This is a genomic window from Microbacterium keratanolyticum, assembly GCF_016907255.1.
GTDB classification, from domain to species: domain Bacteria; phylum Actinomycetota; class Actinomycetes; order Actinomycetales; family Microbacteriaceae; genus Microbacterium; species Microbacterium keratanolyticum.
This window is the reverse complement of the sequence record NZ_JAFBBQ010000001.1, coordinates 589,787-614,183: the sequence shown is the minus strand read 5'-3', so window position 1 is coordinate 614,183 and position 24,397 is coordinate 589,787. Positions and strand designations below refer to the sequence as shown.

At 67.9% G+C, this 24,397-nt stretch carries 21 protein-coding genes; 10 read left to right on the top strand and 11 right to left on the bottom strand.

From position 1 onward, the window contains the following. Window positions 1-15: 15 nt before the first annotated feature. The 5 genes from JOD62_RS02980 (at window position 16) to JOD62_RS02960 (ending at window position 5,909) form a co-directional block, all read left to right on the top strand. Window positions 16-1,389, top strand: coding sequence for an extracellular solute-binding protein (locus JOD62_RS02980; RefSeq protein ID WP_204937836.1), 1,374 nt, complete (start codon window positions 16-18; stop codon window positions 1,387-1,389). A gap of 83 nt (window positions 1,390-1,472) precedes the next feature. Next, a complete protein-coding gene (locus JOD62_RS02975) occupies window positions 1,473-4,082 on the top strand; it encodes a glycoside hydrolase family 2 protein (protein ID WP_204937835.1) in 2,610 nt (869 codons plus the stop codon). Between the two features lie 48 nt (window positions 4,083-4,130). Continuing rightward, on the top strand, window positions 4,131-4,811 hold the full coding sequence (locus JOD62_RS02970; protein WP_204937834.1) for a DJ-1/PfpI family protein: 681 nt from the start codon (window positions 4,131-4,133) through the stop codon (window positions 4,809-4,811). A gap of 100 nt (window positions 4,812-4,911) precedes the next feature. Continuing rightward, entirely contained in the window at window positions 4,912-5,493 is a 582-nt protein-coding gene (locus tag JOD62_RS02965) for a TetR/AcrR family transcriptional regulator (RefSeq protein WP_204940036.1), read from the top strand. Continuing rightward, complete coding sequence (locus tag JOD62_RS02960; RefSeq protein ID WP_204937833.1) at window positions 5,490-5,909, top strand: hypothetical protein; 420 nt, start codon at window positions 5,490-5,492, stop codon at window positions 5,907-5,909. The genes JOD62_RS02965 and JOD62_RS02960 overlap by 4 nt, the downstream gene beginning before the upstream one ends. Window positions 5,910-6,000: 91 nt before the next feature. Here JOD62_RS02960 and JOD62_RS02955 read toward each other — a convergent pair whose 3' ends face one another. Continuing rightward, complete coding sequence (locus tag JOD62_RS02955) at window positions 6,001-6,792, bottom strand: helix-turn-helix domain-containing protein (RefSeq protein WP_204937832.1); 792 nt, start codon at window positions 6,790-6,792, stop codon at window positions 6,001-6,003. An 86-nt stretch (window positions 6,793-6,878) separates the two neighbouring features. On the opposite strand from JOD62_RS02955, the gene JOD62_RS02950 reads away from it, so the two are divergent. Then, the gene (locus JOD62_RS02950; protein WP_204937831.1) at window positions 6,879-7,298 is read left to right on the top strand and encodes a hypothetical protein; all 420 of its coding nucleotides are present in this window, start codon (window positions 6,879-6,881) and stop codon (window positions 7,296-7,298) included. Here JOD62_RS02950 and JOD62_RS02945 read toward each other — a convergent pair. Then, complete coding sequence (locus tag JOD62_RS02945) at window positions 7,285-7,935, bottom strand: HAD-IA family hydrolase (protein ID WP_204937830.1); 651 nt, start codon at window positions 7,933-7,935, stop codon at window positions 7,285-7,287. The two genes, JOD62_RS02950 and JOD62_RS02945, sit on opposite strands and share 14 nt — an antisense overlap. A gap of 93 nt (window positions 7,936-8,028) precedes the next feature. Between JOD62_RS02945 and JOD62_RS02940 the strand changes: the two genes are divergently transcribed. Next, window positions 8,029-9,156, top strand: a complete 1,128-nt coding sequence (locus JOD62_RS02940; protein ID WP_271171601.1) for a DUF998 domain-containing protein — start codon at window positions 8,029-8,031, stop codon at window positions 9,154-9,156. Here the strand turns inward: JOD62_RS02940 and JOD62_RS02935 are convergent. Beyond that, window positions 9,086-10,492, bottom strand: a complete 1,407-nt coding sequence (locus JOD62_RS02935; protein ID WP_204937828.1) for an amidase — start codon at window positions 10,490-10,492, stop codon at window positions 9,086-9,088. The two genes, JOD62_RS02940 and JOD62_RS02935, sit on opposite strands and share 71 nt — an antisense overlap. A gap of 204 nt (window positions 10,493-10,696) precedes the next feature. Between JOD62_RS02935 and JOD62_RS02930 the strand changes: the two genes are divergently transcribed. Together JOD62_RS02930 and JOD62_RS02925 are read left to right on the top strand one after the other, a co-directional pair. Then, entirely contained in the window at window positions 10,697-12,145 is a 1,449-nt protein-coding gene (locus tag JOD62_RS02930) for a glyceraldehyde-3-phosphate dehydrogenase (RefSeq protein ID WP_204937827.1), read from the top strand. 132 nt (window positions 12,146-12,277) lie between these two features. Further along, window positions 12,278-13,345: a winged helix DNA-binding domain-containing protein gene (locus JOD62_RS02925; RefSeq protein ID WP_239526526.1), complete on the top strand. Its 1,068-nt coding sequence runs from the start codon at window positions 12,278-12,280 to the stop codon at window positions 13,343-13,345. 6 nt (window positions 13,346-13,351) lie between these two features. Here the strand turns inward: JOD62_RS02925 and JOD62_RS02920 are convergent, their stop codons facing one another. After that, a complete protein-coding gene (locus JOD62_RS02920; protein ID WP_204937826.1) occupies window positions 13,352-14,794 on the bottom strand; it encodes an XRE family transcriptional regulator in 1,443 nt (480 codons plus the stop codon). A 111-nt stretch (window positions 14,795-14,905) separates the two neighbouring features. Between JOD62_RS02920 and JOD62_RS02915 the strand changes: the two genes are divergently transcribed. After that, the gene (locus JOD62_RS02915) at window positions 14,906-16,774 is read left to right on the top strand and encodes a phosphoenolpyruvate carboxykinase (GTP) (RefSeq protein ID WP_204937825.1); all 1,869 of its coding nucleotides are present in this window, start codon (window positions 14,906-14,908) and stop codon (window positions 16,772-16,774) included. 92 nt (window positions 16,775-16,866) lie between these two features. Here JOD62_RS02915 and JOD62_RS02910 read toward each other — a convergent pair whose 3' ends face one another. From JOD62_RS02910 to ribD, 7 genes are all read right to left on the bottom strand, one after another. Continuing rightward, the gene (locus tag JOD62_RS02910; protein ID WP_204937824.1) at window positions 16,867-18,774 is read right to left on the bottom strand and encodes an ABC transporter ATP-binding protein; all 1,908 of its coding nucleotides are present in this window, start codon (window positions 18,772-18,774) and stop codon (window positions 16,867-16,869) included. 175 nt (window positions 18,775-18,949) lie between these two features. After that, a complete protein-coding gene (locus tag JOD62_RS02905; protein ID WP_204937823.1) occupies window positions 18,950-20,404 on the bottom strand; it encodes an MFS transporter in 1,455 nt (484 codons plus the stop codon). A 123-nt stretch (window positions 20,405-20,527) separates the two neighbouring features. Next, window positions 20,528-20,884, bottom strand: coding sequence for a Fe-S protein (locus JOD62_RS02900; RefSeq protein WP_204937822.1), 357 nt, complete (start codon window positions 20,882-20,884; stop codon window positions 20,528-20,530). A 65-nt stretch (window positions 20,885-20,949) separates the two neighbouring features. Continuing rightward, on the bottom strand, window positions 20,950-21,423 hold the full coding sequence (gene ribH, locus JOD62_RS02895) for a 6,7-dimethyl-8-ribityllumazine synthase (protein WP_204937821.1): 474 nt from the start codon (window positions 21,421-21,423) through the stop codon (window positions 20,950-20,952). Next, window positions 21,420-22,697 carry a GTP cyclohydrolase II gene (gene ribA, locus JOD62_RS02890; RefSeq protein WP_204937820.1) on the bottom strand — a complete coding sequence of 426 codons (1,278 nt, stop codon included), beginning with the start codon at window positions 22,695-22,697 and terminating at the stop codon, window positions 21,420-21,422. The genes ribH and ribA overlap by 4 nt, the downstream gene beginning before the upstream one ends. Continuing rightward, complete coding sequence (locus tag JOD62_RS02885) at window positions 22,694-23,323, bottom strand: riboflavin synthase (protein WP_204937819.1); 630 nt, start codon at window positions 23,321-23,323, stop codon at window positions 22,694-22,696. The genes ribA and JOD62_RS02885 overlap by 4 nt, the downstream gene beginning before the upstream one ends. After that, window positions 23,323-24,363 (bottom strand): bifunctional diaminohydroxyphosphoribosylaminopyrimidine deaminase/5-amino-6-(5-phosphoribosylamino)uracil reductase RibD, encoded by a 1,041-nt coding sequence (gene ribD, locus JOD62_RS02880; protein WP_204937818.1) that lies wholly within the window; start codon window positions 24,361-24,363, stop codon window positions 23,323-23,325. Before ribD ends, JOD62_RS02885 begins: the two co-directional genes overlap by 1 nt. Window positions 24,364-24,397 lie beyond the last annotated feature (34 nt).

Sequence of the window (24,397 nt, the reverse complement as noted above, 5' to 3'; positions counted from 1 at the left end):
CAGAGAGGAAATGAGATGCGAAAGACCAAAACCGCAGTCGCGGCCGCTTCGCTCACCGCGGCAGCGCTGCTGCTGACCGCGTGCGGCGCCGGAACCGGTCCCGGCGCCGGCGAAGACGCCGGGGCGCTCGAAGACCAGATCACCGCTGTCACCGCTGAGCAGCTTAAGGGCACGACGATCACGATGTCGCGCATGTTCGGTGACTGCGAAGAGAGCACGCAGGGCGTCGTTGACCCGGCCCTTGCGACGACAGAGTGTGAGGCGATTCAGATCCTCACCAACAAGTTCAACGCTGAGAACGAGTACGGCATCACGGTCGAGCGCCTTGGCGGCACCGACTGGAACTCGTACTACGACGCGTTCAACGCATCGATCGCCGGTGGCGAGCCCGCGAACATCGCCAACCTGCACGACTACTCGATGTCGGACTACGCAAAGCGCGACCAGCTGCTCTCGTTCGACCCCGAGGCGCTCGGGGTCGACATGACCGACGCGACCGAGCAGGCGCAGAAGTCCGTCATGTGGGACGGCTCGACCTACGCTGTGCCGTTCGACGCGCACGCGCTCGTGATGCACGTCAACACCGATGTGCTCGCAAAGGCCGGCTACATCGGCACCGACGGTCGCCCCGTGCTGCCGACCAGCCCGGAGGAGCTTCTCCAGATGGGCAAGGACGTCAAGGACAAGACCGGCCTCATGCTGTTCTCGTCGGGCTTCGCCAACGATGACATGGCGTGGCGCTTCTTCTACTCGCTGGTGCGCCAGCAGGGAAGCGACGTCATCTCGGCCGATGGCAGCGCAGAGGTCGACACTGAGGCGGCAGCGAAGGCTCTTGAGCTCATCGACGCGCTGCTTGACGCCGGCTACATGCACACGAACGCGGACTACGCGGGCTCGATCGACGAGTGGAAGAACCAGCAGTCGGCGATTCTGCTCAACGGTGTCTGGGCGATCAACGAGTACGCCGCGACGACCGACTTCGGCTACACAGTGACCGACCTTCCGACGGTCTTCGACGCACCGGCTGCCTGGGCATCGTCGCACATGTGGGTCATGCCGCGTCAGAAGGGTGACGACCCGGTCAAGTACCGTGCCGCACTCGAGTTCGCGAAGTTCCTGTACGACAACACCGACGCCTGGTCGATCGCGACCGGTCACATTGCGCCGCGTGTCTCGGTTGTCGAGTCGGACGCCTACCTGGCGGCTCCGGAGCGTGCGAACTACACGCAGACGGCTCTCACCGGCATCAGCTTCGTGCCGCAGATCGAGAACTGGACCGCGATCAAGTCGCTCATCCACGCGCAGCTCGATGAGGTCTGGTTCAGCGACAAGGCGATCGCCGATGCGCTGAGCGAGGCGCAGGCCCGCGTCACGCAGGAACTCAAGTAATACCTGCCGCTACCTCGTAGCTCTGTTGTTCGAGGGGCGGGTCCGGCCCGGCCCGCCCCTCATCCGTTTTGGAAGAAGGCCTTATGTCCACCGCGCTCCGCGCCATGATCAGTCTCGACGGCGACTGGAAGTTGCACCTCCCCGGAGACGCGGGGATCCGCACCGTCTCCGTTCCCGGCACGTGGACCACGCAGGTCGCCGGGTTCGGCGAGTCGCATGAGACCGTCCGCTTCGAGCGGTCTTTCGATGTGACGGTGCGGTCTGATCGACGCCTGATCATGCGCTTCGAGGCCGTCAATCACACCGCCGTGGTGCGGGTGAACGGCATCGTGGTCGGGGAGCATGTGGGGGCGTGGGAGCCCTTCGAGTTCGACGTCACTGACGTCGTCGTCGATGGCCAGAACACTCTGGAGGTGACGGTCTCGTACCCGCCTCGGTATGGCTCGGAAGCCGAGGCGGGCTTCCTTGAGCATCCGCTCGGAAAGCAGTCGTGGTACGGCACGACCGCCGGCATCTGGCAGTCGGTGGCGCTTGAGGAGCGGCATGAGGCGCACGTGCGCTCTGTCTCTCTGCGAGCTGATGCTGACACGTCGACGATCCTCGTCGACGGCACGGTGACCGCGGCGGAAGGCGCGACCGCGACTGTGCTGAGCGATGGTGTCGCCGTCGCGACGGCCACGCTCGACGTGCAGGACGGCGCGCTCGTGGGCGTGGTTCCGGTGCCCGCTGTGCGGCGCTGGGAACTTGAGGCCCCGCACCTGTACACGGTCGAGATCGCCGTGCAGGTGGCGGGCGAGACCGTCGACGCTGTGCACCGTGAGACCGGGTTCCGCACATTCCGTGCTGAGGCCGGACGTTTCTACCTGAACGAGCGCGAGATCTACATGCGTGCCGTGCTCGACCAGGACTACCACCCGGGCGCGAGTGCGAGGTCCGAGGACTTCGACGCGTGGGAGGGGATGCTGCGTCACACGAAGGAGCTCGGCTTCAACATGCTTCGCGTGCACATCAAGCGTCCGGATCCTCGCTACTACGAGATCGCCGACCGACTCGGCATGCTCGTCTGGACTGAGCTTCCGAGCTGGATGACGTGGACCCCGCAGGTGGCGGCCATGGGGCACGAACTGCTGCGCTCATTGATCGCGCGCGACGGGCATCACCCGAGCATCGTGATCTGGACGATCATGAACGAGTCGTGGGGCATTGATCTGTCGAGCCCTGCGCAGCGTGACTGGCTGCGTGAGGTCTTCGACGATATTGAACAGCATGCCGCGGGCTCTCTGGTCGTCGACAACTCTGCGTGCGAACCGAACTTCCACCTGCGCACCCACATCGACGACTTCCATGTGTACCGAGGCATCCCCGAGAGCAGGCGCGTCTGGGATGCCAAGATCGCTGAGTTCGCCGGACGTCCCGATTGGACGTTCTCGCCGCACGGTGACGCTGCGCGCACGGGCGCGGAGCCCCTTGTGCTGAGTGAGTTCGGCAATTGGGCGCTGCCGTACGCGCTCGACCAGTACGAAGCCGATGGGTCGGAGCCGTGGTGGTTCGCGCTCGGTGCCGACTGGGCGTTCGGTGCGGCCGAGGGCACCGGCCTGATGGATCGATTCCGCTCGATGGGCCTCGAGGATGTCTTCGGTTCGTGGCCCGAGCTGGTGCGCCAGCTGCAGCGAGCGCAGCTGGTGGCGAACCGCTACCAGACCACCAGCATCCGCCTGCACGACGAGATCCGCGGCTATGTGCTCACCCAGTTGAGCGATGTGCAATGGGAGGCGAACGGCCTCTTTGACATGAACCGCACCCCTAAGGCGTACACGGCCGAGTTTGCTCTCGCAAACGGTGAGCACGCCGTGGCGCTGCGCCCCGACGCGTACAGTGTGGCGACCGGTCAGGAGCTCGGCATGACGGTGACGACACTGCCCGCGCCGCAGGGGATGCCGGACGGTGCGCTGCTGCGCGTGTGTATCGACGGTGTGAGCGCCGCAGAGTTCCCCGCCGGTTCGCTTCGCGAGGAGCGGATGCTGCGCCTCACCCTGCCCGCTGAATCCGGACAATACCTCGTGAGCGCCGAACTGCACGATGCCGGGACGCTGATCGCGCGGGATGCTGCCGACGTGCTCGTGGTGAGTGGTGCACAGTGGGACGGCGGTGCCGTGCGCGCGGGCGACGAGTCTGTCGCGCAGTGGCTCGATGCTCTGGGCGTTCCCGTCGGTGCTGACGCCGACCTCCTTGTCGTGCGCACCTTCACTGACGACGCGCGGGCGCACGCCGCCGCGGGTGGACGCGTGCTGCTGCTCGCTGAGGAGTCCGGTGCGCTCGGTGCGGCCTTCGACTACCTGCCGTCGGCGCGCCTCACCTCGCGCGCGGGCGACGGCGACTGGGTGCCCCGCATCGAGTGGCTCGACCGTCGCGGAGCCTTCACGGATGTGCCAGGTGACACTGTCCTCGGCATCGCGTTCGAAGACCTGCTGGGCAGTCTCGTCATCACCGGCATCCCCGGGCCTCTGCGCCCGGCGATCGTGCACTCGGCGATCTTCTCTGGCTGGCTCCGCGGAGCCGCGACGAGCACCGCGACCGTGCGGTGGAGCGAGGGCGCGGTGACTATCAGCACGATGCGTGTGCGTGAGGCGCTGTCGACAGCGCCGATCGCGCGGGCGGTCGGGCTCGGTCTTCTGCGGGCCGCCGTGTCGTGACCGCGCGAGGTCGCGCCGGAACGGCGGGCACTCGACCACAATGGGCGCATGTCCTCACTTCGCGTCGTCGCCCTGCTGTTCCCCGGAGTCACGCAGCTCGACCTCACCGGTCCGCTGCAGGTGCTGGCCGTGTCGGGGCAGCTGGAACTGCACCTGGCATGGCGCACGCTCGATCCCGTGCCCACGGATGCCGGGTTCTCGATCGTGCCGACCGTCACCCTCGCCGATGCGCCACCTGCGGACATCCTGTTCATTCCGGGTGGGCAGGGAACGTTCGCCCTGCTGGACGATGACGAGGTCCTGCAGTTCGTGCGGCGTCAGGCCGAGGGAGCACGCTGGGTGACGAGCGTCTGCACCGGGTCGTTCCTGCTCGGAGCCGCGGGACTGCTGCAGGGGCTGCGGGCGACGACACATTGGGCGTCGCTGCCGCTGCTTGCGTCACTCGGCGCGATCCCGACGAGCGAGCGGGTCGTCCGTGAAGGGCGGGTGATCACGGGCGCCGGTGTCTCGAGCGGGATCGACTTCGCGTTGACACTGCTCGCTGAGCTCTTCGGCGAACAAGAGGCGAAGCGGGTGCAGCTGCAGATCGAGTACGACCCGCAGCCGCCGTTCGATGCGGGGTCACCGCGGCGACGGGATGCGGATCCGCAGCTGGTCGAGATGATGACGGCGCTCATGCACGAGCGGCGCGCGGGTGTCGTGGAGCGTGCCGCCGCGCGGCTTTCCTGAGCCGCGTGCCACGGTCTGACACACTGGGGGCGTGAGTGAAGCGGATGCGGTGACCGAGGCGCCGGCCCGTCGAGGCCGCCCGGGCTATGACCGCGAGCAGATGCTGCACGCCGCCGTCGCGCTGTTCAACGAGCAGGGATACGACGCGACATCCGTGGCCGCGCTCGCCGCGCGCCTGGGGCTGTCGAAAGCCGCGCTCTACCACCACTTCTCCTCGAAGGAGGAGGTACTCGAAGTTGCGGTCGGCGCGGCACTTGACGGACTCGAGGGCGTGCTCGCGGATGCCACGGAGACCAGTGCTGGTGATCGCCTGGCCGAGGTTCTGCGGGGCGCCGTCGGCGTGCTGGTCGCGCAGCTCCCCGCCGTCACGCTGCTGCTGCGCGTCCGTGGAAACAGCGAGGTCGAGCGGCGCGCGCTGGAGCGTCGACGCGCGTTCGACCAGGCGGTGACCGAGATCGTCCGTGCCGCACAGGCGGATGGCGCCGTGCGCGCCGACGTCGATGCCTCCGTCGCAACGCGACTGCTCTTCGGCATGGTCAACTCGCTCGTCGAGTGGTATCGCCCGGGAGGCCCAGAAGACGCCGAGGCCCTCGCGCGCGACGTGCTGACGGTCGCCCTCGATGGCCTGCGCACGCGTCAGCCGTCAGACGCCGCGGACCGAAATGACGAGGCGACCGCATGACCGATGTCGAGCGGGACGCCCTCCGGCTGGATGTGCCAGCTGAGCCGCGGGGCACGGAGAACTCGAAGGGATTCGCGATCATGGCGGCCCTGGTGCTCGCCTTCGGCGGATTCCTCCTGCCGATCGTCGGATATCTCGTCGGAATCGTTCTGGTCGCCATGAGTCGGCTGTGGCGACCGTGGGAGAAGCTGCTGGCGATACTGCTCCCGTTCGGTGTCACAGCCGTGATCGGCGCTGTCTCGTGGATTCTGGGTGTGGCGCAGCGGCCGACGGAGCTCGAAGGCGTTGTCGTCAACCCGCTGTTGCCCGCGTCGTACGATCTGTGGTTCTCGACGCTGATTCTGGGGATCCTGATCGTCCCCGCGTGCAGCATGTGGCTGCTCTGGCGGCTTCGCGACCGCACGCCCGAACGCTGACTCCCGCACGTGCTGCGCAGAACAGCGCTTGCTTCGCAGGAACTCGCAGAATTCGTGCGAGCGAAGCGCAGTTCTGCGACCGAGGTGCGGCTCACGCTGTGTTCAGCGCGGCCAGGACCTCGCGCGTCTCGTCGTCGAGGGGCATGAAGGTCTCGAGCGCCAGTTCTGAGCTGAGCACCTCGCGCGGGGCGCTGAGATGCGTGCGGATGCTCGTGAAGCGCAGCATCCGGTCGCCGTGGCGCAGCACGAGCGGAACGACCGGCAGTGTGTCGTCGTGTGCGATCGCCGCGCGCGGCTGGCGGGCCACCGCCTGGTGCGCGAGTTCGGCCAATTGAGGATCACCGGTGCGGGCGGCCTGCTCGACGAGCTCGGCGGTGAGCGTCGCGTGCCACTCGTCGCGGTTCTCGATGCGATCGGCGAACGGACCGGGCAACAGCGCAAGGCGGTAGACGTTCGGGGGCGTGCCGTCGGTGGGTGCGCCGTCGCCGACGAGGGCGAGCAGCGTGCGGTTGGCGAGCAGCACATCGCCGCGGGCATCCATGATCAGCGCCGGAAACGGCAGATGCGCGTGCACGATCTCGGAGAGGGAGCGCTGGATCGCCTGCAGTTCCGGGTCGCTCCAGTGGCGGCGGGGATGCTGCGGTGCGAAGCCCGCCGCGAGCATGAGCGCGTTGCGCTGCCGCAGGGTGAGCGCCAGCACCGTCGAGAGGCGATCGATCGTCGCGGGGCTCGCATTCGCGCGGCCCGTCTCAATGAAACTCAGGTGTCGCGGCGAGATCTCGGCCTCGTGAGCGAGCGCCATCTGGCTCAGGCGTCGCGTGCCGCGCCAGTAGCGGATCAGTTCACCGGCGGGGAGATCGGCGGCGGGAGCGGCAAGGGTCACGCGTTCATTGTGGCGTTCCTGCGCACTTCTGATCCACTACCTCTCAGGTAATCGGCGTGCGCACCCGCGCAGGTGAGGCTGGGCGCATGAACCTCACGATCACCGCATCCGAGCCCCGCACGTCCGATTCCTTCCTGCGCACTGTGCTGCGCGCCGACATCGTCGCGACCGGCGTGAACGGCCTCGTCTATGTGGCGGCCGCTGTGCCGCTGTCGACGCTCTTAGGGTCCTCCGTGCCGCTGCTTCTCGTCCTCGGCACGATCCTGTTGGCCGTCACCGTGCTGCTGATCATCACCCAGCGGGGTCGACCGCTCTCGCTCCCTCTCGTCGGCACGTTGATGGCGATCAACACGATCTGGGTCATCGGATCGATCGCCACCGCCGTCTTCGCAAACTGGCTGACGCCGATCGGTCTCGGCTGGACGATCGCGCAGGCCGTCTTCGTACTGATGGTGCTGATCGCGGAGATCGTGGGCGTGCGACGCATGCGCATCACTGCAGCGTGAGCGTGAAGCCCTCCTCGTTCGCTGTCACTTCGACTCCGGTCAGGTCGGCGACGACATAGTCGGGGTCGTGCGCTGCGGCGTGTGGGCCGACCCCGATCACACGCATCCCAGCAGCCTTGCCCGCACGGATCCCCGCGCCCGAGTCCTCAAACACGACGCAGTCTGCGGGGTCGAATCCGAGCAGTGCGGCGGCGTGTAGGAAACCTTCTGGGTCTGGCTTCGACGCAGTCACGTGCTCTGCGGTGATTGCCAGCGCAGGGACGGCCAGCTGAGCCTGGTTCATCCGGGCATTCATGAGCGTGACGTCGGCGGAGGTGACGATCGCGTGCGGGAGAGGTGTGAGCGCCGCGAGCAGGGCCTGCGCGCCGGCGATCGCAACGACGCCCTCGACGTCGTTGCTCTCGTTCGCGAGCATCGACTGATTCTCCGTCAAGTTGATGGCGTGGTCGCGCTCCGGGAGCAGGATCGCCATGCTCTCGTGGCCCTGTCGTCCGTGGATCACGCTCAGCACATGCGTGGGGTCGAGATCATGCGCGGCGGCCCAGGCCAGCCAGATCCGTTCGACAGCGGCGGTCGAATCGACGAGCGTGCCGTCCATGTCGAGGAGAACGGCGCGGGCGGAGATGATCTGAGTCATTCCCTCAGGGTATCCGCGCCGATGCGCCCTGAGCGCGTCGCACAGCTCTATGCTGTGGCTCGGGAGGCCACGATGGAACTCAGAGTGCGGCGCGTGGTGCAGAGAATCGCTGGCACCGATACCGCAGAGGCGATGTACGAGGCAGCAGCGCTCCTCGTCGGGGCGGTGTGCTTCCTCGTCGGCTTCGTCGTGAGCCTGCCGGTGTTCTGGGGACGTGAACTGGCAATCACCGGTTCCGCTTCGCTCGGCGCCTTCGTCGCCATCGGCGGTGCCGCGGTCGCGGCGCTCGCGTTCGTGGTCGGCCGATTCGCAATGCGCTCGCACTACGAGGCTGCGGATGCGACGCCTCGACGTGATCGCTTCGCCGATACGGACGATCGTCTCCGTTGGTATGACCTCGCAGCCATCGCCTTCGCCCATGCGGCGGTCGCCTATCTCGGGTGGTTGGGCATCGCACAGCTTCTCGAGCAGAGTTTCACAGACGCGCCCGTCTTCGCTCTTCCGGGCGCGATCCTCGTGGCGGTCTCCTTCGCGCTGACCGCCTACGTCTGTTTTCTCAGTGCTGTTGCCCTGACGCCGATGTCGCTCTCGCTCGTGCTCGCCATCTTCCTCGTCGTGGGCGCTTTCGCGAGCATGCTCGCTGCGAGCGATCCGCACTGGTGGCAGGACAATCTCTCCGCGCTCGGCATGAGCACCAACGTGTCAGCGGTTGCCTTCAACGGCACGCTGGTGATTGCCGGGATCATGGTCACGACGATCTCGCGCTACGCGACCGCGGGACTGCCGGTAGACACGCGTGAGCAGCGACGCGGTCGACGGATCGTGCGCGGGGGGCTGATCCTGATGGGGGTTTTCCTCGCGTGTGTCGGGATCTTTCCCGTTGACGAGTTCTTCGCCCTGCATAATACGGTTGCCACGGGCATGGCTGTCGTGTTCGCGGTCGTGGTGGTCGGACTGCCCTGGTTCCTCCCCACGATCGCCCGCGTCTTCGTGGCGCTGGGGTGGATCTACGTGCTCGTGATCGTGATGCTGGGGGTGTTCTTCGCCGTCGGCTACTACAACCTCACCGCGGTCGAGCTGATCGCCGCCGTGCTGATCTTCTCCTGGATCATCGTGTTCCTGCGCACGGCAGGGGCAGTGGGGGCACCGCTTACTGATCCCACACGGCAGGACGCGGCATCCGACCCACCCGCTCTTCCAACGCCGCCGCGAGGGCGATGATCGTCGCCTCGCCGCCGGGGCGGCCAATGAGCTGCACGCAGACGGGATGCCCGGAGGCGTCGAGCGTGACGGGCACGACGATTGCCGGAAGGCCCGCGACATTCACAAAGCTGCTGTACGGCGCGTAACGCACCTGCTGTGAGAAGTTCTCGGCCGGATCCGTCGGGTGAAACCATCCGATCGGGCGTGCGGGGAGGGCAAGCGCAGGTGTCAGCACCGCATCCACCGGAGCGAACGCAGTGATCGTCTCGCGTTCGAAGACGGTCGCAGCTGCGAGTGCGTCCAGCACCTGAGCGCCGGTGAGGGCGCGCCCCTCCCGAGCAAGCCACGCCGTGATCGGCTCGACGCGAGTGAGCTGTTCGTCGGTCAGCGCCATGCGGGCGGCGCTCGTGCGCCACAGCGTCGTGAACATGCGGGCGTATCCGCGCGGCCGCCAGTCCAGCGCGTCGACATCGTGTCCGCTCTCGGTGAGAAGGGCAGCGGCGACATCGACCGCACGCGCGGCATCCGCATCCAGCACGATGTTGTCGTCCTCATCCCAGGGGGAAACGCAGGTCACCCCGATGCGGGCGGATGCTGCGCCCCGTCCGATCGCGTCAAGAAAAGACTCTGCACCCGGTGCGCGGGTCGCGTAGGCGTAGTCGCGGCCGCCCACCTGCACGTCAAGCAGCAGTGCAGCATCCGCCACGGTCCGTGCGATCGGCCCTGCCACGGGGAGCCCGCCGGGGCTGTCGAGCGCGGATGCGAAAGGCACCCGACCACGCGAGGGCTTGATGCCAACGAGACCGACGGTCGCTGCCGGAATGCGGATCGACCCGCCGCCGTCCGAGGCGGGAGCGAACGGAAGCAGTCCTGCGGCCACCGCGGTCGCCGCGCCGCCACTGGAACCACCCGCACCGTTCGCCGTATTCCAGGGGTCACGGGCGGGAGGGGCAATGCGGGTCTCGGTGTAGCCGGTGAGTCCGAACTCCGGTGTGTTCGTCTTGCCGAGGCTGATCCCTCCGGCTTCATCGAGCACCGCGGCCTGGTCGCCCGTGACATCCGGCACGAACCTTTCGTGTAGACGCGAACCGAACCGCGTCGGCACCCCGGCGCGGGGGACGAGATCCTTGTCGGCGAAGGGGAGCCCCCAGAGGGTTCCTTCTGGTGCTGACTGTGCCAGAACCGAGGCGCGCTGTCGTGCCGTCTCCGCGGTGACTTCGACGAACGCGCCGAGACCGTCATCCAGGCGTTCGATTCGCGTCAGATAGTGGCTGGCCAGCTCGACCGGGCTGATCTCGCCAGCCCGCAGCGCCGCCTGCTGATCGAGGGCCGTCAGATCATGAAGCTGCGTCATGCATCCGAGCCTACGGCGGATGCTGCGGTCAGCGTGCGGCGGTGAAGAAACCGAACTTTTTCCTTCTCTGTGAGGGCTGGTGAATCTTTAGGCGTTGAGTGGCGATATTTTCGGCAAAAGATCGACCGTTGCCACATAGCCTTTATGCGGGCGAACCGCCTCCCCGCGCTGAACGCGGAGCACCACCATCATGCAAGGACGCACATGAACGATTTCGCGGCACACCGCGATGACTGGATGGCCAGGGAAGAGCTCGCCGAGCGGATGATCCCGCTCGTCGGAAGCCTCACCCGCGAACGAGACGTCGTCACATCCCTGCACGGGCACCGGCTGCTCGGGCTCTCCACGACCGGCATCCTCGAGGTCCACGAGCGTGTCGAGGCGCTCGGGCATCGTGAGGTGGACCTCGCCGACACTCTCGCCGTGCTCGAAGCCGTGCGCGCGATCGGCCCCGGCGCCTCCTCGATCGACATCGCCCGCCTCGTCGAAGGCCACGCCGCCAGTGGTGAGGACCTCGACGCCTACCTGCGGCGCGAACTCGCCCCCGCCATGGAGTCTCAGCCGGGGGAACCCACCGACGTCGTGCTCTACGGGTTCGGGCGGATCGGGCGGCTGCTCGCCCGCATCCTCATCGCACACACCGGGGGCGGCAACGGCCTGCGCCTGCGGGCGATCGTCGTGCGCCGCGGATCCGACAACGATCTCGTCAAGCGCGCCTCGCTGCTGCTGCGGGACTCGGTGCACGGCCGTTTCGAGGGCAACGTCGAGGTCGACGAAGACGCGTCGCAGATCATCGCGAACGGCACCCGTATCCAGGTCATCTACTCGGACGACCCCGCCACGATCGACTACACCGCCTACGGCATCCGCGATGCGATCGTCGTCGACAACACGGGTCGCTGGCGTGACGAAGAGGGCCTGAGTCAGCACCTCGCCTCGACGGGTGTCGCGCGGGTTCTGCTGACCGCACCCGGCAAGGGCGCGCTGAAGAACATCGTGCACGGCATCAACGACGCGACCATCACTCCCGAGGATCGCATCCTCTCCGCCGCATCGTGCACGACCAACGCCATCACCCCCGTTCTCAAGGCCGTCGATGAGGCCTACGGGATCGTGCGCGGGCACGTCGAGACGGTGCACTCGTTCACGAACGATCAGAACCTCATCGACAACTTCCACAAGGGAGACCGCCGCGGACGCTCGGCCGTGCTCAACATGGTCATCGCCGAGACCGGAGCGGCGAAGGCCGTGGCACGTGCGCTGCCCGAGCTGGCCGGCAAGCTCACCGGGTCTGCGATCCGCGTGCCCACCCCGGACGTGTCCCTCGCCGTGCTGCACCTCACCCTGGAGCGCCCCGCCGAGAAGGAGCAGCTCAACGACTACCTGCGCCGGGTCTCGCTGCACTCCAAGCTGCGCCAGCAGATCGACTACGTCGAATCTCCTGAGGTCGTCTCCACGGACTTCGTCGGCTCCCACCGTGCCGGGATCGTCGACGGTCTCGCCACGATCGCGACCGACAACGACGTCGTGCTCTACGTCTGGTACGACAACGAATACGGCTACTCGTGCCAGGTCGTCCGCGTGCTCGAGGTCATGGCTGGGTCGCATCCGGTCGTGCTCCCCACCCGCCGCGAGGTGACACTGCACGACTGACCTTCGGGTCCCACAGCTCGCCGGGTCCCTCCTGTCTCGGCGAATCGGGGCGCTGTGCTGGTTCTGTAACGGCCGGAACCACCACAGCGCTCCTTCTTCTCTGCGGGCCGGTCGTCGCAGAAGATAGGACGCATGAGCATCCGCGCCGAGCGTCTCCGATCCCACCGGCTCACCGCTCCCGCGCGCACCCCGGTCGAGGCGGCATCGCACATGCTCGCGGTGCAGAGTCAGGAGTTCTGGGGCGGGCGTTGGGCGCTTGCCGCCCGCACCCGCGGAGCGCCGACGCTCCGCGGCATCGATGCGGAGTTCGCGCGGGGCGAACTCGTGCGTGCCTGGACGATGCGCGGGACGCTGCACATCATCCCCGCGCAGGACCTCGCGTGGGTGCTCCAGATCACCGGACCGCGTCAGCGACAGCAGGCCGCAGGACGCGAGCGGCAGCTCGGCATCGACGCAGACGTGCTCGCGCGCGCTGAGAAGGCGTTGCGCCACGCGATCGATGACGGGATGCATGGGCCCGGACTCACCCGCGACGAGGCCTTCGCGGTGCTGGAGCGCATCGGCATCGATCCGCGCGCGCAGCGCGGAGTCCATATCCTCGGTGCCCTCACCGTCAATGGCGTGCTCTGTCAGGGGCCGGTCGTGCCCCGTTCCGACGGGGTTGCGCGGGAGCAGATCCATGTGCTCGTGGACAGGTGGATCCCCGACTCTGCGCCGCCGGACGATCCGCTCGCAGAGCTCTTCCGTCGCTACATCAAGGGACACGAGCCGGCCACGGCAGAGGACTTCGCCTGGTGGGCGGGGCTCACGCTATCGCAGGCGAGAGAGGCCGCAGCGCGCGCGGCATCCGATCTCATCGAGGTGTCGGAGGGACGCTTCTCCTCGGCCGAGCACCCCCGCCGAGCCGCCGGCGCACCCCGCGTGCTGGCGCTGCCGCCGTTCGACGAGTACTACATCTCGTACGTGGACCGCAGCGTCGTCGCCGATGCCGACGCTCGCGCCGCCGTCGGCCCCGGCGCGAATGGCATGGTGAGACCCGTGATCGTCGCCGACGGGCAGGTCATCGGCGTGTGGAAGCACTCGACAGCCCTCGGGCGGCACGCGGATGCTCCACAGCCGGACCTCTTCGACACGAAGGCCGCGACGGCCGAGGAGGTCGACGCGGCCCTCTTGCGCTACGCGCGCTTCGTCACCGGCTGAGGTGGATCACTCACCCGCATGGCGGTCGAGGAAGGTGTAGACCTCGTTGTCATCGACCCCGGGGAAGGCTCCGCGGGGGAGCGGTGAGAACATGTGCGTGTGCACTCGGGCGCTCGGCCAGGCCCGCCCCTTCCAACGGTCGGTGGCATCCGCGGGAGGGCGACGGCAGCACGACTCGTCCGGGCAGTGCGACACGGCGCGCTCGGAGGTCTCGCGTCCGCGCCACCACCGGCTGTCGTCGAAGGCCACTCCGACGGTCACGGAGAACTCGCCCTCGCCGGAGGACCCGGTCTGCGTGGAGCTCCAATACGTGCCGCCCGGGGTGTCCACGTACTGGTGGTGCTCGGTCGTGCGGTTCTGCTGCGTGAACGCCTGGCGGGCGGAGAAGTGACGGCAGACGCGCTGTCCTTCGATCGATCCCGTGACATCCATGGGCAGCGGGATGCCGTCGTTCTCGTACACGCGGGTGATCGCGCCCGTCGCATCCACGCGCAGGAAGTGCAGCTGCATCCCCAGGTGCTCGGTCATGAGGTTGGTCATGCGCATGCCGGCGCCCTCGTGCGTCACGCCAAACGCGTCGCGGAAGTCTTCCACCGCAAGGTTGCGATCCTTCTTCGCCTGCTGCAGGAACGACACCGCGGCGGTCTCGGGCATGAGGCAGCATGCGGCGTAGTAGTTGATCTCGAGACGCTGCTGCAGGAAGTCGGCGTAGTCGGTCGGCGGCGTGTGGCCGAGAAGGCGGTGTGCCATCGCCTGCAGTGCCATCGAGCGCAGACCATGCCCGCCGGGGATCGACGCGGGCGGCAGATAGATGCGGCCGTTCTCGAGGTCGGTGACCGAACGCGTCGAGTGCGGGAGGTCGTTGACGTAGAGCAGCTCGAAGCCCAACTGCTCGGCCATGATGCTCACGGTGCGGTGTGAGAGCGCACCGGACGTGTGTCCGGCCGCCTTCAGCTGCTTCTCGGCCAGGCGCTCGATCTCGGGCAGGTAGTTGCCCCGCTCGCGCATCCGGATGCGCAGTTCGGTGTTCGCGCGGCGCGCCTCCTCCGGGGTCGCGATGGCCTCGCGCTCACGCCGGAGGAGCTCGCGGTGCAGTCCGAGGATCGATTCGATCGTCTCGTCACTCATCCCCTTGGACACGCGCACCGGCGCGATGCCGAGCTGGCGGAACACGGATCCGGCCTGCGCGCGCTCCAGCTCGATCTCCAGCGCCGCGCGCCGATTCGGCGGCTCACCGGAGATGAGATCGGTCACCTCGGTGTCGGTGGCGAGGGCGATCGCCTGGAGCAGGGAGAGCTTCGGCTCGCGTTTCCCGTTCTCGATCAGGCTCAGCTGGCTGCCGGCGACGCCGACAGTGGCGCCGAGCTCGTCGAGTGTCAGTCCACGCGCAAGACGGTGATGACGGATGCGGTGTCCCAGCGTGCTGAGTTCGAGTCCGGAGGTGCTCATTCCTTGATCATATCGAAAGAACTGTGATTCTTACAGTCGATTTCACCGGAAAAGACGTAAAAATGCGCCGCAGAATGGTCACAACACCCCGTCCCTTCCAAAGGAGCAGACATGGCAATCGCCGAGACCTTCGCCCCGCACACCCCGGCCGCGATGCCGTTGCGCAGCTTTGGCACGGCTCCGGCGTATGACACGCCTGCCATGGCCGATCTCGTCGCCTGGGTCGACGAGATCGCCGCGCTCACGCAGCCCGCTGCCATCCACTGGGTCGGCGGGTCGCGCGCCGAGAACGACGCACTCCTGCGCACGTTGGTCGACGAGGGCAAGCTCATCAAGCTCAACCCCGAGTGGCGCCCCGGTTCGTACCTCGCCCGTTCGCACCCGAGTGATGTCGCGCGCACCGAGAGCCGCACCTTCATCGCCTCCGAAAAGGAGGAGGATGCCGGCCCCACGAACAACTGGGAGGACCCCGCCGAGGCGCGCGCGCAGATCGGCGAGCTCTTCGAGGGCTCGATGCGCGGTCGCACGATGTACGTCGTCCCCTTCTCGATGGGCCCCGTCGGTGGCGCGCTCTCGCACATCGGGGTGCAGGTGACGGACAGCGCCTACGCCGTGGCATCCATCGGCATCATGACCCGCGTCGGCGACGCTGTCACCCGCCAGATCGCAGAGGGCGCGCCGTGGGTGCGCACCGTGCACTCGGTCGGCGCACCGCTGGCGCCGGGTCAGACGGATGTCGAATGGCCGTGCAACGACAACAAGTACATCGTCCACTTCCCCGAGACGCTCGAGGTCTACTCCTTCGGCTCCGGGTACGGCGGCAACGCGATCCTCGCGAAGAAGTGCTTCGCGCTGCGCATCGCCTCGGTCATCGCTCGCGACGAGGGATGGCTCGCCGAGCACATGCTGCTGATCCGCGTCGTGAGCCCGGAGGGCAAGGCGTACCACGTGGCGGGCGCGTTCCCGTCGGCCTGCGGAAAGACGAACCTCGCGATGCTGCGCCCGACGATCCCGGGATGGTCGGTCGAGACCCTCGGCGACGACATCGCCTGGATCCGCCCGGGCGAGGACGGTCGCCTCCGGGCGATCAACCCCGAAGCCGGATTCTTCGGCGTCGCACCCGGTACGGGTGAGTCGACCAACGTCACGGCGGTCGAGACGCTCTGGGGCAACACGATCTTCACGAACGTCGCGCTGCGCCCCGACGGCGACGTGTGGTGGGAGGGCCTGACGGACGAGGCCCCCGCCGAGCTCATCGACTGGGAGGGCAACGCGTGGACGCCGGATTCCGGACGCCCGGCCGCCCACCCGAACTCGCGCTTCACGGTTCCGGCCGCGCAGTGCCCGCAGATCGCGGACGACTGGGAGTCGCCGGACGGTGTTCCGCTTGACGTGATCCTCTTCGGTGGGCGTCGTGCGACGAACGTCCCGCTCGTCGTCGAGGCCACCGACTGGACGCACGGCGTCTTCCTCGGCGCGACCATCTCGTCGGAACGCACGGCCGCGGCCGAGGGCACGCTGGGCGAGCTGCGCCGCGATCCCTTCGCGATGCTGCCGTTCTGCGGCTACAACATGGGCGACTACTTCGCGCACTGGCTCAAGGTGGGGCGCTCGCTGCGCTTCGACCGCGCACCCCGCGTGTTCCAGGTGAACTGGTTCCGTCGCGGCGCTGACGGGCGTTTCCTGTGGCCGGGCTTCGGAGACAACTCCCGTGTGATCGACTGGATCATCCGCCGTATCGAGGGCAAGGTCACCGCGATCGAGAGCCCGATCGGCCGTCTGCCGCGCATCGAGGACCTCAACCTCGAGGGCGCCGATGTGACGCAGGCCGACCTCGAAGAGCTCTTCGACGTCGATCCGCAGGCATGGCAGCGCGAGGCCGACTCCACGGAGGAGTTCTTCGCCACGTTCGGTGCCAAGCTCCCGCCGGCGCTCAACGCCGAACTGGCCTCGCTGCGCTACCGCCTCCAGAAGGCGTAGTCGGCACCACAAGACCCGCGACGGCGGGATGTCAGAAGCACACCCATGGCTGAGTGGCTTCGGCATCTCGCCGTCGCGTTATGGTACGGGGCTCAGGCCAGCAGCTGGTGGCGTGCCAGATCGCGGTAGAGCGGCACCTCTTCGACGAGCTCCGTGTGGGTGCCCTGCCCGACGACGACGCCGTCCTGCAGGACCACGATGAGGTCGCTGTCGACGACGGTCGACAGGCGGTGTGCGATCACGATGAGGGTGCGATCCGTGGCGACCGCGTCGATCGCCTCGCGCATCCGCTGCTCGTTGACACCGTCGAGCGACGAGGTCGACTCGTCGAGCAGCAGGATCGGCGCCTCCGTCAGCAGTGCACGCGCGATCGCGAGGCGCTGACGCTCTCCGCCCGACAGCATGACGCCGTCTTCGCCCACGGGTGCTTCGAGGCCGAGCGGATTGCGTTCGAGCACATCGCCGAGGTTCACGGCGCGGAGGACCCGCTCGCAGTCGGCATCGGTCGCGTCGGGCGAGGCGAGGCGCAGGTTGTCGGCGAGAGTGCCGGCGAGCGTCGGCGCATCCTGCTCCACGTAGCCGAAGTGCGCGCGCAGCTCGTCGCGCGGGTAGGTGCGCGCGTCGTGGCCGTGCAGGCGGATGGAGCCGCCGGTCGGGTCGTAGAAGCGCTCGATGAGGGAGAGGATGGTGCTCTTACCTGCACCGCTCGGACCCACGAGTGCGACGCGTGCGCCCCGGGGGACGGCGAAGCTGACACCCCGCAGCACTTCGTGCGCGACGGGGGCGGATGCTTCGCTGAGGCCGTCTTCGACCACGTCGTCGGCACGTTCGAGGTGCGCGTCGACGAGCAGTGACTGCGCCTCCTTCGCGGCAGCCGCGCGCGCGGCGATGACGTTCTCGGGGTACTGGAAGCGCACATCGCGGAACTCCAGCGCGGGGGCATCCGGGTCGTCCGCCTCGCGTCCGATCTCGGCGGCAGCGGTGGCATCCGCCTCCGTCTCGGTCGGAAGATCGAGCACCTCTTGGATGCGCCCGAGCGCACCAAGCGCCTGATTGACCGAGGTGATCGCGCCGAAGGCGGAACCCAGCGGCATGATCAGCATGAACAGGAACATGATGAACGTCACCAGGCTCGCAATCGTGATCGAGCCGTCGGCGACGCGGAAGCCGCCGACACCCAGCACGACGAGCAGCGACACCTGCAGAGCGATGCCGGCCACCGGCACCACCATCGAGGAGATCTTCGCGATCCGCACACCCAGCCCGTAGGCGTCCTTCGCGAGCGCGCTCACCGTCTCGGTCTCGCGATCGGTCGCGCCCGAAGCCCGGACGGTGCGGATCGAGCTGACGGCCCGCTCGACGCCGGAGGCGAGCTCGCCCACCTTCTCCTGCTGAGCGGTCGACGCCGTCCGGATGCGCGAACTCAGCAGCACGACGACCACGACAGAGACGCCAATCACGACGACGATCAGCAGCAGAAGGACAGGGTCGATCAGGAGCATCGCGACAAGGGCGCCGACGAAGATGAGGATGCTGCCCACGGCATCCGCGAGCCCCTGTGTCAGTACCGCGTAGAGAAGCGTGGTGTCGGTGCCGACGCGCGACACGAGATCGCCGGTCCGACGGGCGTCGAACTCGCTGATCGGCAGGTGCAAGATGCGAGCGATGAGCTTGCGGCGACTCGAGTAGACGACCGCCGTGCCCGTGCGCTGCAGGAGGTAGTGCTGATAGCCCGAGATGATCGACGAGATCACGACGAAGGCGACGAGCGCCCAGATGAGCGGACCGAGCGAGAGATCGTTCTGCACGCGGTCGATGACCTGGCCGACGATCAGCGGCTGCACCAGGGAGGCGACCGCGCCGATGACGCTGAGGATCGTCACCCACACGAGCACGGTCTTGTGCTCGAACAGGAAGGGGAGAAGCTGGCGGAACGTGGCGCGGGGCCCTTCGGGGGCGCTGGTGCGGCCGCGTCGGCGGGACATCGCCGTGCGAGACATAGTGGCCTTATCTGTGGGTCGGCTCATGGATGCCTCTCATTGTCTGCCGAACTTCCTATGCGCTGCCTGTTTCGTGACCCCGAGCGCGTACGGCACGGAGGAGAACTCCCGGATCGGAGGACCGCCAGCGGCAGATCCTCCTCCGATCCGGGAGTTCTCCTCCGAAGCACCGCGCCTAGGGCTGCGCGGGGACTCCGAGCTCGGCGTTCAGGTCGAGATCCTTCGTCTCCGGCGACAGGATCAGCGCAATGAGCGTCAGCGCCGCCATCGCGGAGAGGTAGATGCCGACGAGCCAGGGTGCGCCGCCCGCCGATGACCACAGTGCGACCGCGATCAGCGGTGCGACCGCGGCGCCGAGGATCGACGACACGTTGTACGCGATCGCCGAGCCCGAGTAGCGCACGTTGGTCGGGAAGAGCTCGGGCAGGAGCGCGCCCATGGGGCCGAACGTGAGTCCCATCAGCAGGAAGCCGAGGATCAGGAAGGCCTGCGTGAAGGCGAAGGTCAGCTCGGGCGTCGCCTGCGGCAGCAGGAAGAAGTTGAAGGTGAAGCCGAACAGGAGGATGGCCGCGGTCACCCAGATCAGCAGCTTCCTGCGGCCGATGCGGTCTGCGAGCGGGCCGCTGACGAGCGTGAAGACACCGAAGAACACGACGCCGACGATCTGCATGATCACGAAGTTGGTGTACCCGAATCCGAGGCCGGGATAGAACTGAGCCGCGAAGGCGGATGGATCGAACGCGGCGCCCGTGGATTCGGCCGCGGCCTGTGCGGCGGCGGAGGCGGCCTCCAGGCTCGCCGCCTTCGTGCCGTAGGTGAGCGTGAAGTTCGTCATCAGGTAGAACAGCACGTAGGTCGCCAGCATGATGAACGTGCCGAGAATCAGCTGCTTCCAGTGGTGACGGAACACCGTCGCCAGTGGGTACTTGCGGATCGTGCCCTTGGACTCCGCACGCGTGAACGCTTCGGACTCGACGAGGCGCAGGCGCACCCACAGGCCGACGATGACCATCACGGCCGAGAAGAGGAACGGCACGCGCCAGCCCCAGGAGAGGAACGCCTCGGACTTCAGCGAGGGGTCGCTCTCATGCGGCAGCAGCGCGTTGATCGCGAGGAAGATGCCGTTCGCGATGATGAAGCCGATCGGAGCTCCGAGCTGGGGGAAAGTGCCGTACCAGGCGCGCTTGCCCTCCGGGGCATTCTCGGTCGCGACGAGCGCCGCTCCCGACCACTCGCCGCCGAGGGCGAAGCCCTGGGCGAGGCGTAGGAAGAGCAGCAGCAGAGCGGCCCACCAGTTGATCTGCTGGAACGTGGGCAGGACACCGATGAGGAACGTCGCGATTCCCATGGTGAGCAGGGATGCGACGAGTGTCGCCTTGCGTCCGAACCTGTCACCGAAGTGGCCGAACACCATCGCGCCGATGGGTCGTGCAACCATCGCCGCGCCGAACACACCGAAGGATGCGAGGAGCGAGGTGGTGTCGTTTCCCGTCGGGAAGAACAGGATCGGGAACACCAGGACAGCGGCCGTCGCGTAGACGTAGAAGTCGTAGAACTCGATCGTCGTGCCGACGAGGCTGGCGGTGATCACGCGTGAGCGTGGGTTTGCGGGCGCGACGGCTGTGGCCACGAGTTCCTCCGATCGTTGGCTCCGTCCGGAGCATGGGGGAGTCTACGCCTCGGGCGCAGCATCCCCGGAAAACAGAAGTGCCCCGGTGCGTCGCACCCAGGGCATTCCGTGAAACCAGGTGGATTACCAGATCACAGCGAGCGCCGCGTTGGCGGCGGTGAGCACGCCGATACCCCAGAAGAGTGCCGGTGCGACGCCCTCGCCGCGCTTCTGACGGGCCGAGCCGATGCCGATGAGCGCACCGATGACGAGAAGGATCACGAGCTTCGTGCCGATCTTCGCGTAGTTCATCGTCACATCCGCGGGCAGACCCCACGGCGCAGCAAGCGCGAGTCCTGCGACGGCCGCGATGGCGAGTCCGATGTTCATCAGACGCGTCACCTCGCGCTTGCCGCCGAATGCCTGCACCGCCCAGGATCCGAACAACACCGCAAAGCCGATGAGGTGAACGAAGAGCACAATGTGGCGCAGGGTTTCCATACCCCTAAAGGTATTCCGGAAAGCCAGGCGCCGCTAGGTAGGCAGACCTCAGCGAGGGCCGGCGATCAGCCGCGCAGATCGCGGACAAGCAGCGCCATGCGCAGCGCAGCATCCGCCGCTTCTGCGCCCTTGTCCTCCTTGGAGCCCTCGAGCCCCGCCCGATCCAGACCCTGCTGTTCGTCGTCGAGCGTCAGCACACCGAAGCCCACTGGCTTTCCGGCGTCGAGGGAGACGCGGGTCAGACCGTCGGTGGTGGCCGCCGAGACGTACTCGAAGTGCGGGGTGCCGCCGCGGATGATCACGCCGAGCGCGACGACCGCATCCGCGCCACCCGCGAAGGCGGCCTGGGCGGCGAGGGCGAGCTCGAACGATCCGGGCACGCGGACGACGCGGTGCGTGGCACCGGTCTCGTCGAGGACACGCTGTGCGCCCGCGATCAGGCCGTCGGTGATCGCGTCGTGCCAGGTGCCGGCGATGACGACGACGTTCACGCCGCTCGCGTCGATGCCGCCGGTCTGGGGTGCTCCTGCGCCGCTCATGCGTTCTCCTCGGTCGTTGTGGTGCTGTTCTGCGCGAGGGCATCGGCGAGTTCTTCTTCGCCGATGATGTGTCCCATGCGGTCGCGCTTGGTTTCCAGATACTGGTGGTTGTTGGGGCCGACGCCGACGATCAGCGGCACCTGCTCGACGACGTCGAGTCCGAGCTCGCGCAGCTGCGCGACCTTGTCGGTGTTGTTCGTCAGCAGACGCACCTTGGAGACCCCGAGGTCGGTCAGGATGCCCGCTGCCGCGGCGTATTCACGGGCATCGGCAGGCAGACCGAGGGCGAGGTTCGCGTCGACGGTGTCGAGGCCGCCCTCCTGCAGCGAGTAGGCGCGCAGCTTGTTGATCAGGCCGATGCCGCGTCCTTCGTGTCCGCGCATGTAGATGACGATGCCGCCCTCCACCGCGATCGCGTCGAGCGCCGCATCCAACTGCGGGCCGCACTCGCACTTGAGGGATCCGAAGGCCTCGCCGGTCAGGCATTCCGAGTGCACGCGCACCAGTGCGGTCTCTGTCGGCTCGCCCGACACGACCGCGATGTGGTCGGTGCCGGTGACGCGGTCTTTGTAGGCGAGGAAGCGGAACGTGCCGTGCGTCGTGGGCACGGTCGAGTCGGCGCGCAGGCTGACGCGGCGACGCTTCGGCGGCGCGGCATCGATCGGCTCGTGCTCGTTGAGGTACGCGATGAGCTGTTCGATGGTGATGACCGGGATGCTCTCGCGCTCGCCGAGCTCCAGGAGACGGGGCAGGCGCATCATGGATCCGTCTTCGTCCACGATCTCGGCGATCGCCCCGACCGGGCGAAGGCCGGCGAGACGCATGAGCTCGACGGCAGCCTCCGTGTGGCCGCTGCGCTCGCGGACGCCACCATCGACGGCGCGCAGAGGCAGGATGTGGCCCGGGCGGATGATGTCGGTCGGCTGCGCATCGGCCGCGGCGAGCACGTTGAGGGTGCGCGCGCGGTCGGCGGCGCTGATGCCGGTTGTGACCCCCTCTGCGGCGTCGACGCTGATCGTGTACGCCGTGGAGCGGGCGTCTTCGTTGACCTCCACCATGGGCGGCAGGTTGAGGTGGTCGGCGATGTCGGCTGTCATCGGCGCGCACACGAAGCCGGAGGACCAGCGGACGGTCCAGGCGAGCCACTCGGGGGTTGCGAGCTCTGCCGAGAGGATGGCATCGCCTTCGTTCTCGCGGTTCTCGTCGTCCGCCACGATGACGGGCCGGCCGGCGCGCAGGGATTCGAGAGCTTCGGCAATCGTGGAAAGGCTCATCGTGAGCCTCCTTCCGGGGTGACGCGGAACGCGAGCAGACGCTCGACGTGACGGGCAAGGATGTCGGTTTCGAGGTTGACGCGATCGCCGACGGCACGGGCGCCCAGGGTGGTCGCGGTCAGAGTCTCGGGGATGAGGGAGACCTCGAACCACGCCTCAGCGGCGTCGGGAGCGCTCACGGCGCTCACCGTCAGGGAGGTGCCGTCGACGGAGATCGAGCCCTTGTCGACGACGAGGGGGGCCAGGTCGTCGGGGAGGGAGATGCGAAGCACCTGCCACTGTGCACCGGGGCGCACCTCGAGCACGCGGCCCACACCGTCGACGTGGCCCTGAACGATGTGTCCTCCGAGTCGGGCGCCGACGGGCATGGCCTTCTCGATGTTGACGCGGCTGCCGACGGTGGCATCCGCGATCGCCGCGACGTCCAGGGTCTGCTTCATGACGTCCGCGTCGAACGTCTCGGCGGTCGAACCGACGACGGTCAGGCACACTCCGCTCACGGCGATGGATTCGCCGTGCACCGCGTCTGCCACCGCCTGCGGCGCGCGGACCGTGAGGCGCCAGCCGTCTCCGGCCGGTGTGATGGCCGTGATCTCGCCGATCTCTTCGATGATTCCCGTGAACATCAGGATCCCTTCGTCTGAGCCTGTGGAGCGTCTGCCAGCCGGGCGACGGCGAGCAGATCATCGCCGAGGGGAACCCACTCGTCGACGACGAGGCGTCGAGCCTCGGTGATGGATGCGACGCCGATGTCGTTCAGTGCCACGCGGGAGCCGCCGAGCAGCACGGGCGCGACGTAGGCGAGCACCCGATCCGCGAGACCTGCCGCCAGGAAGGCGCTCGCGAGGGTCGGGCCGCCCTCGATGAAGAGAGAGTGCATGCCGCGGTCTCGGAGATCAGCGACGATGTCGTGCAGGTCGGGCCCGGAGTAGAAGAGCGGCTCACGTGGGTGGCGTCGCAGCGCTGCATCCGCAGGGACCTCACGAGCACCGATCACGACAGGCACGGGCTGTGTGGGGAAGAGCGTGTCACCATCGCGCGCGGTGAGTGCAGGGTCATCGGCGATCGCTGTGCCGGTTCCGACGATGATCGCGTCGGCGGACGCCCGGCGACGGTGCACGTCGGCTCGCGACGCCGGCCCGGTGATCCACTGGCTGGAACCGTCATCCGCTGCAGCGCGGCCATCCAGGCTCTGCGCCCACTTGACGGTGATCTCCGGACGGCCGAGGCGCTGCACGGTGAACCACGACTCCAGCAGGGCCTGCGCCGCCTCCGTCTCGACACCCGCCTCGACCTCGACGCCCGCGCCGCGCAGACGCTCGGCTCCGCCGCCGGACAGCGCACCGGGGTCGTCCAGGGCGTACACGACGCGCGCGACGCCGGCGTCGATCAGAGCCTGCGCGCACGGGCCGGTGCGACCGGTGTGGTTGCAGGGTTCCAGGGTCACGATCGCGGTGGCGCCGCGCGCCGCACCCGCATCGAGCTTCGAGAGCGCGTCGACTTCGGCGTGCGCCGTGCCCGCGCCGCGGTGCCACCCCTCCGCCAGTACCGTGCCGTCGGCATCGAGCAGGATCGCTCCGACCTGCGGGTTCACGCCGCGTGGGCCCCGCAGCGCGAGTGCGAGCGCGCGCGACATGGCCTGTCGCTCTGCACTGCTTGCCGCCATGGGCGTCGTCCTTTGTTCGATCGATCCTCAGTGG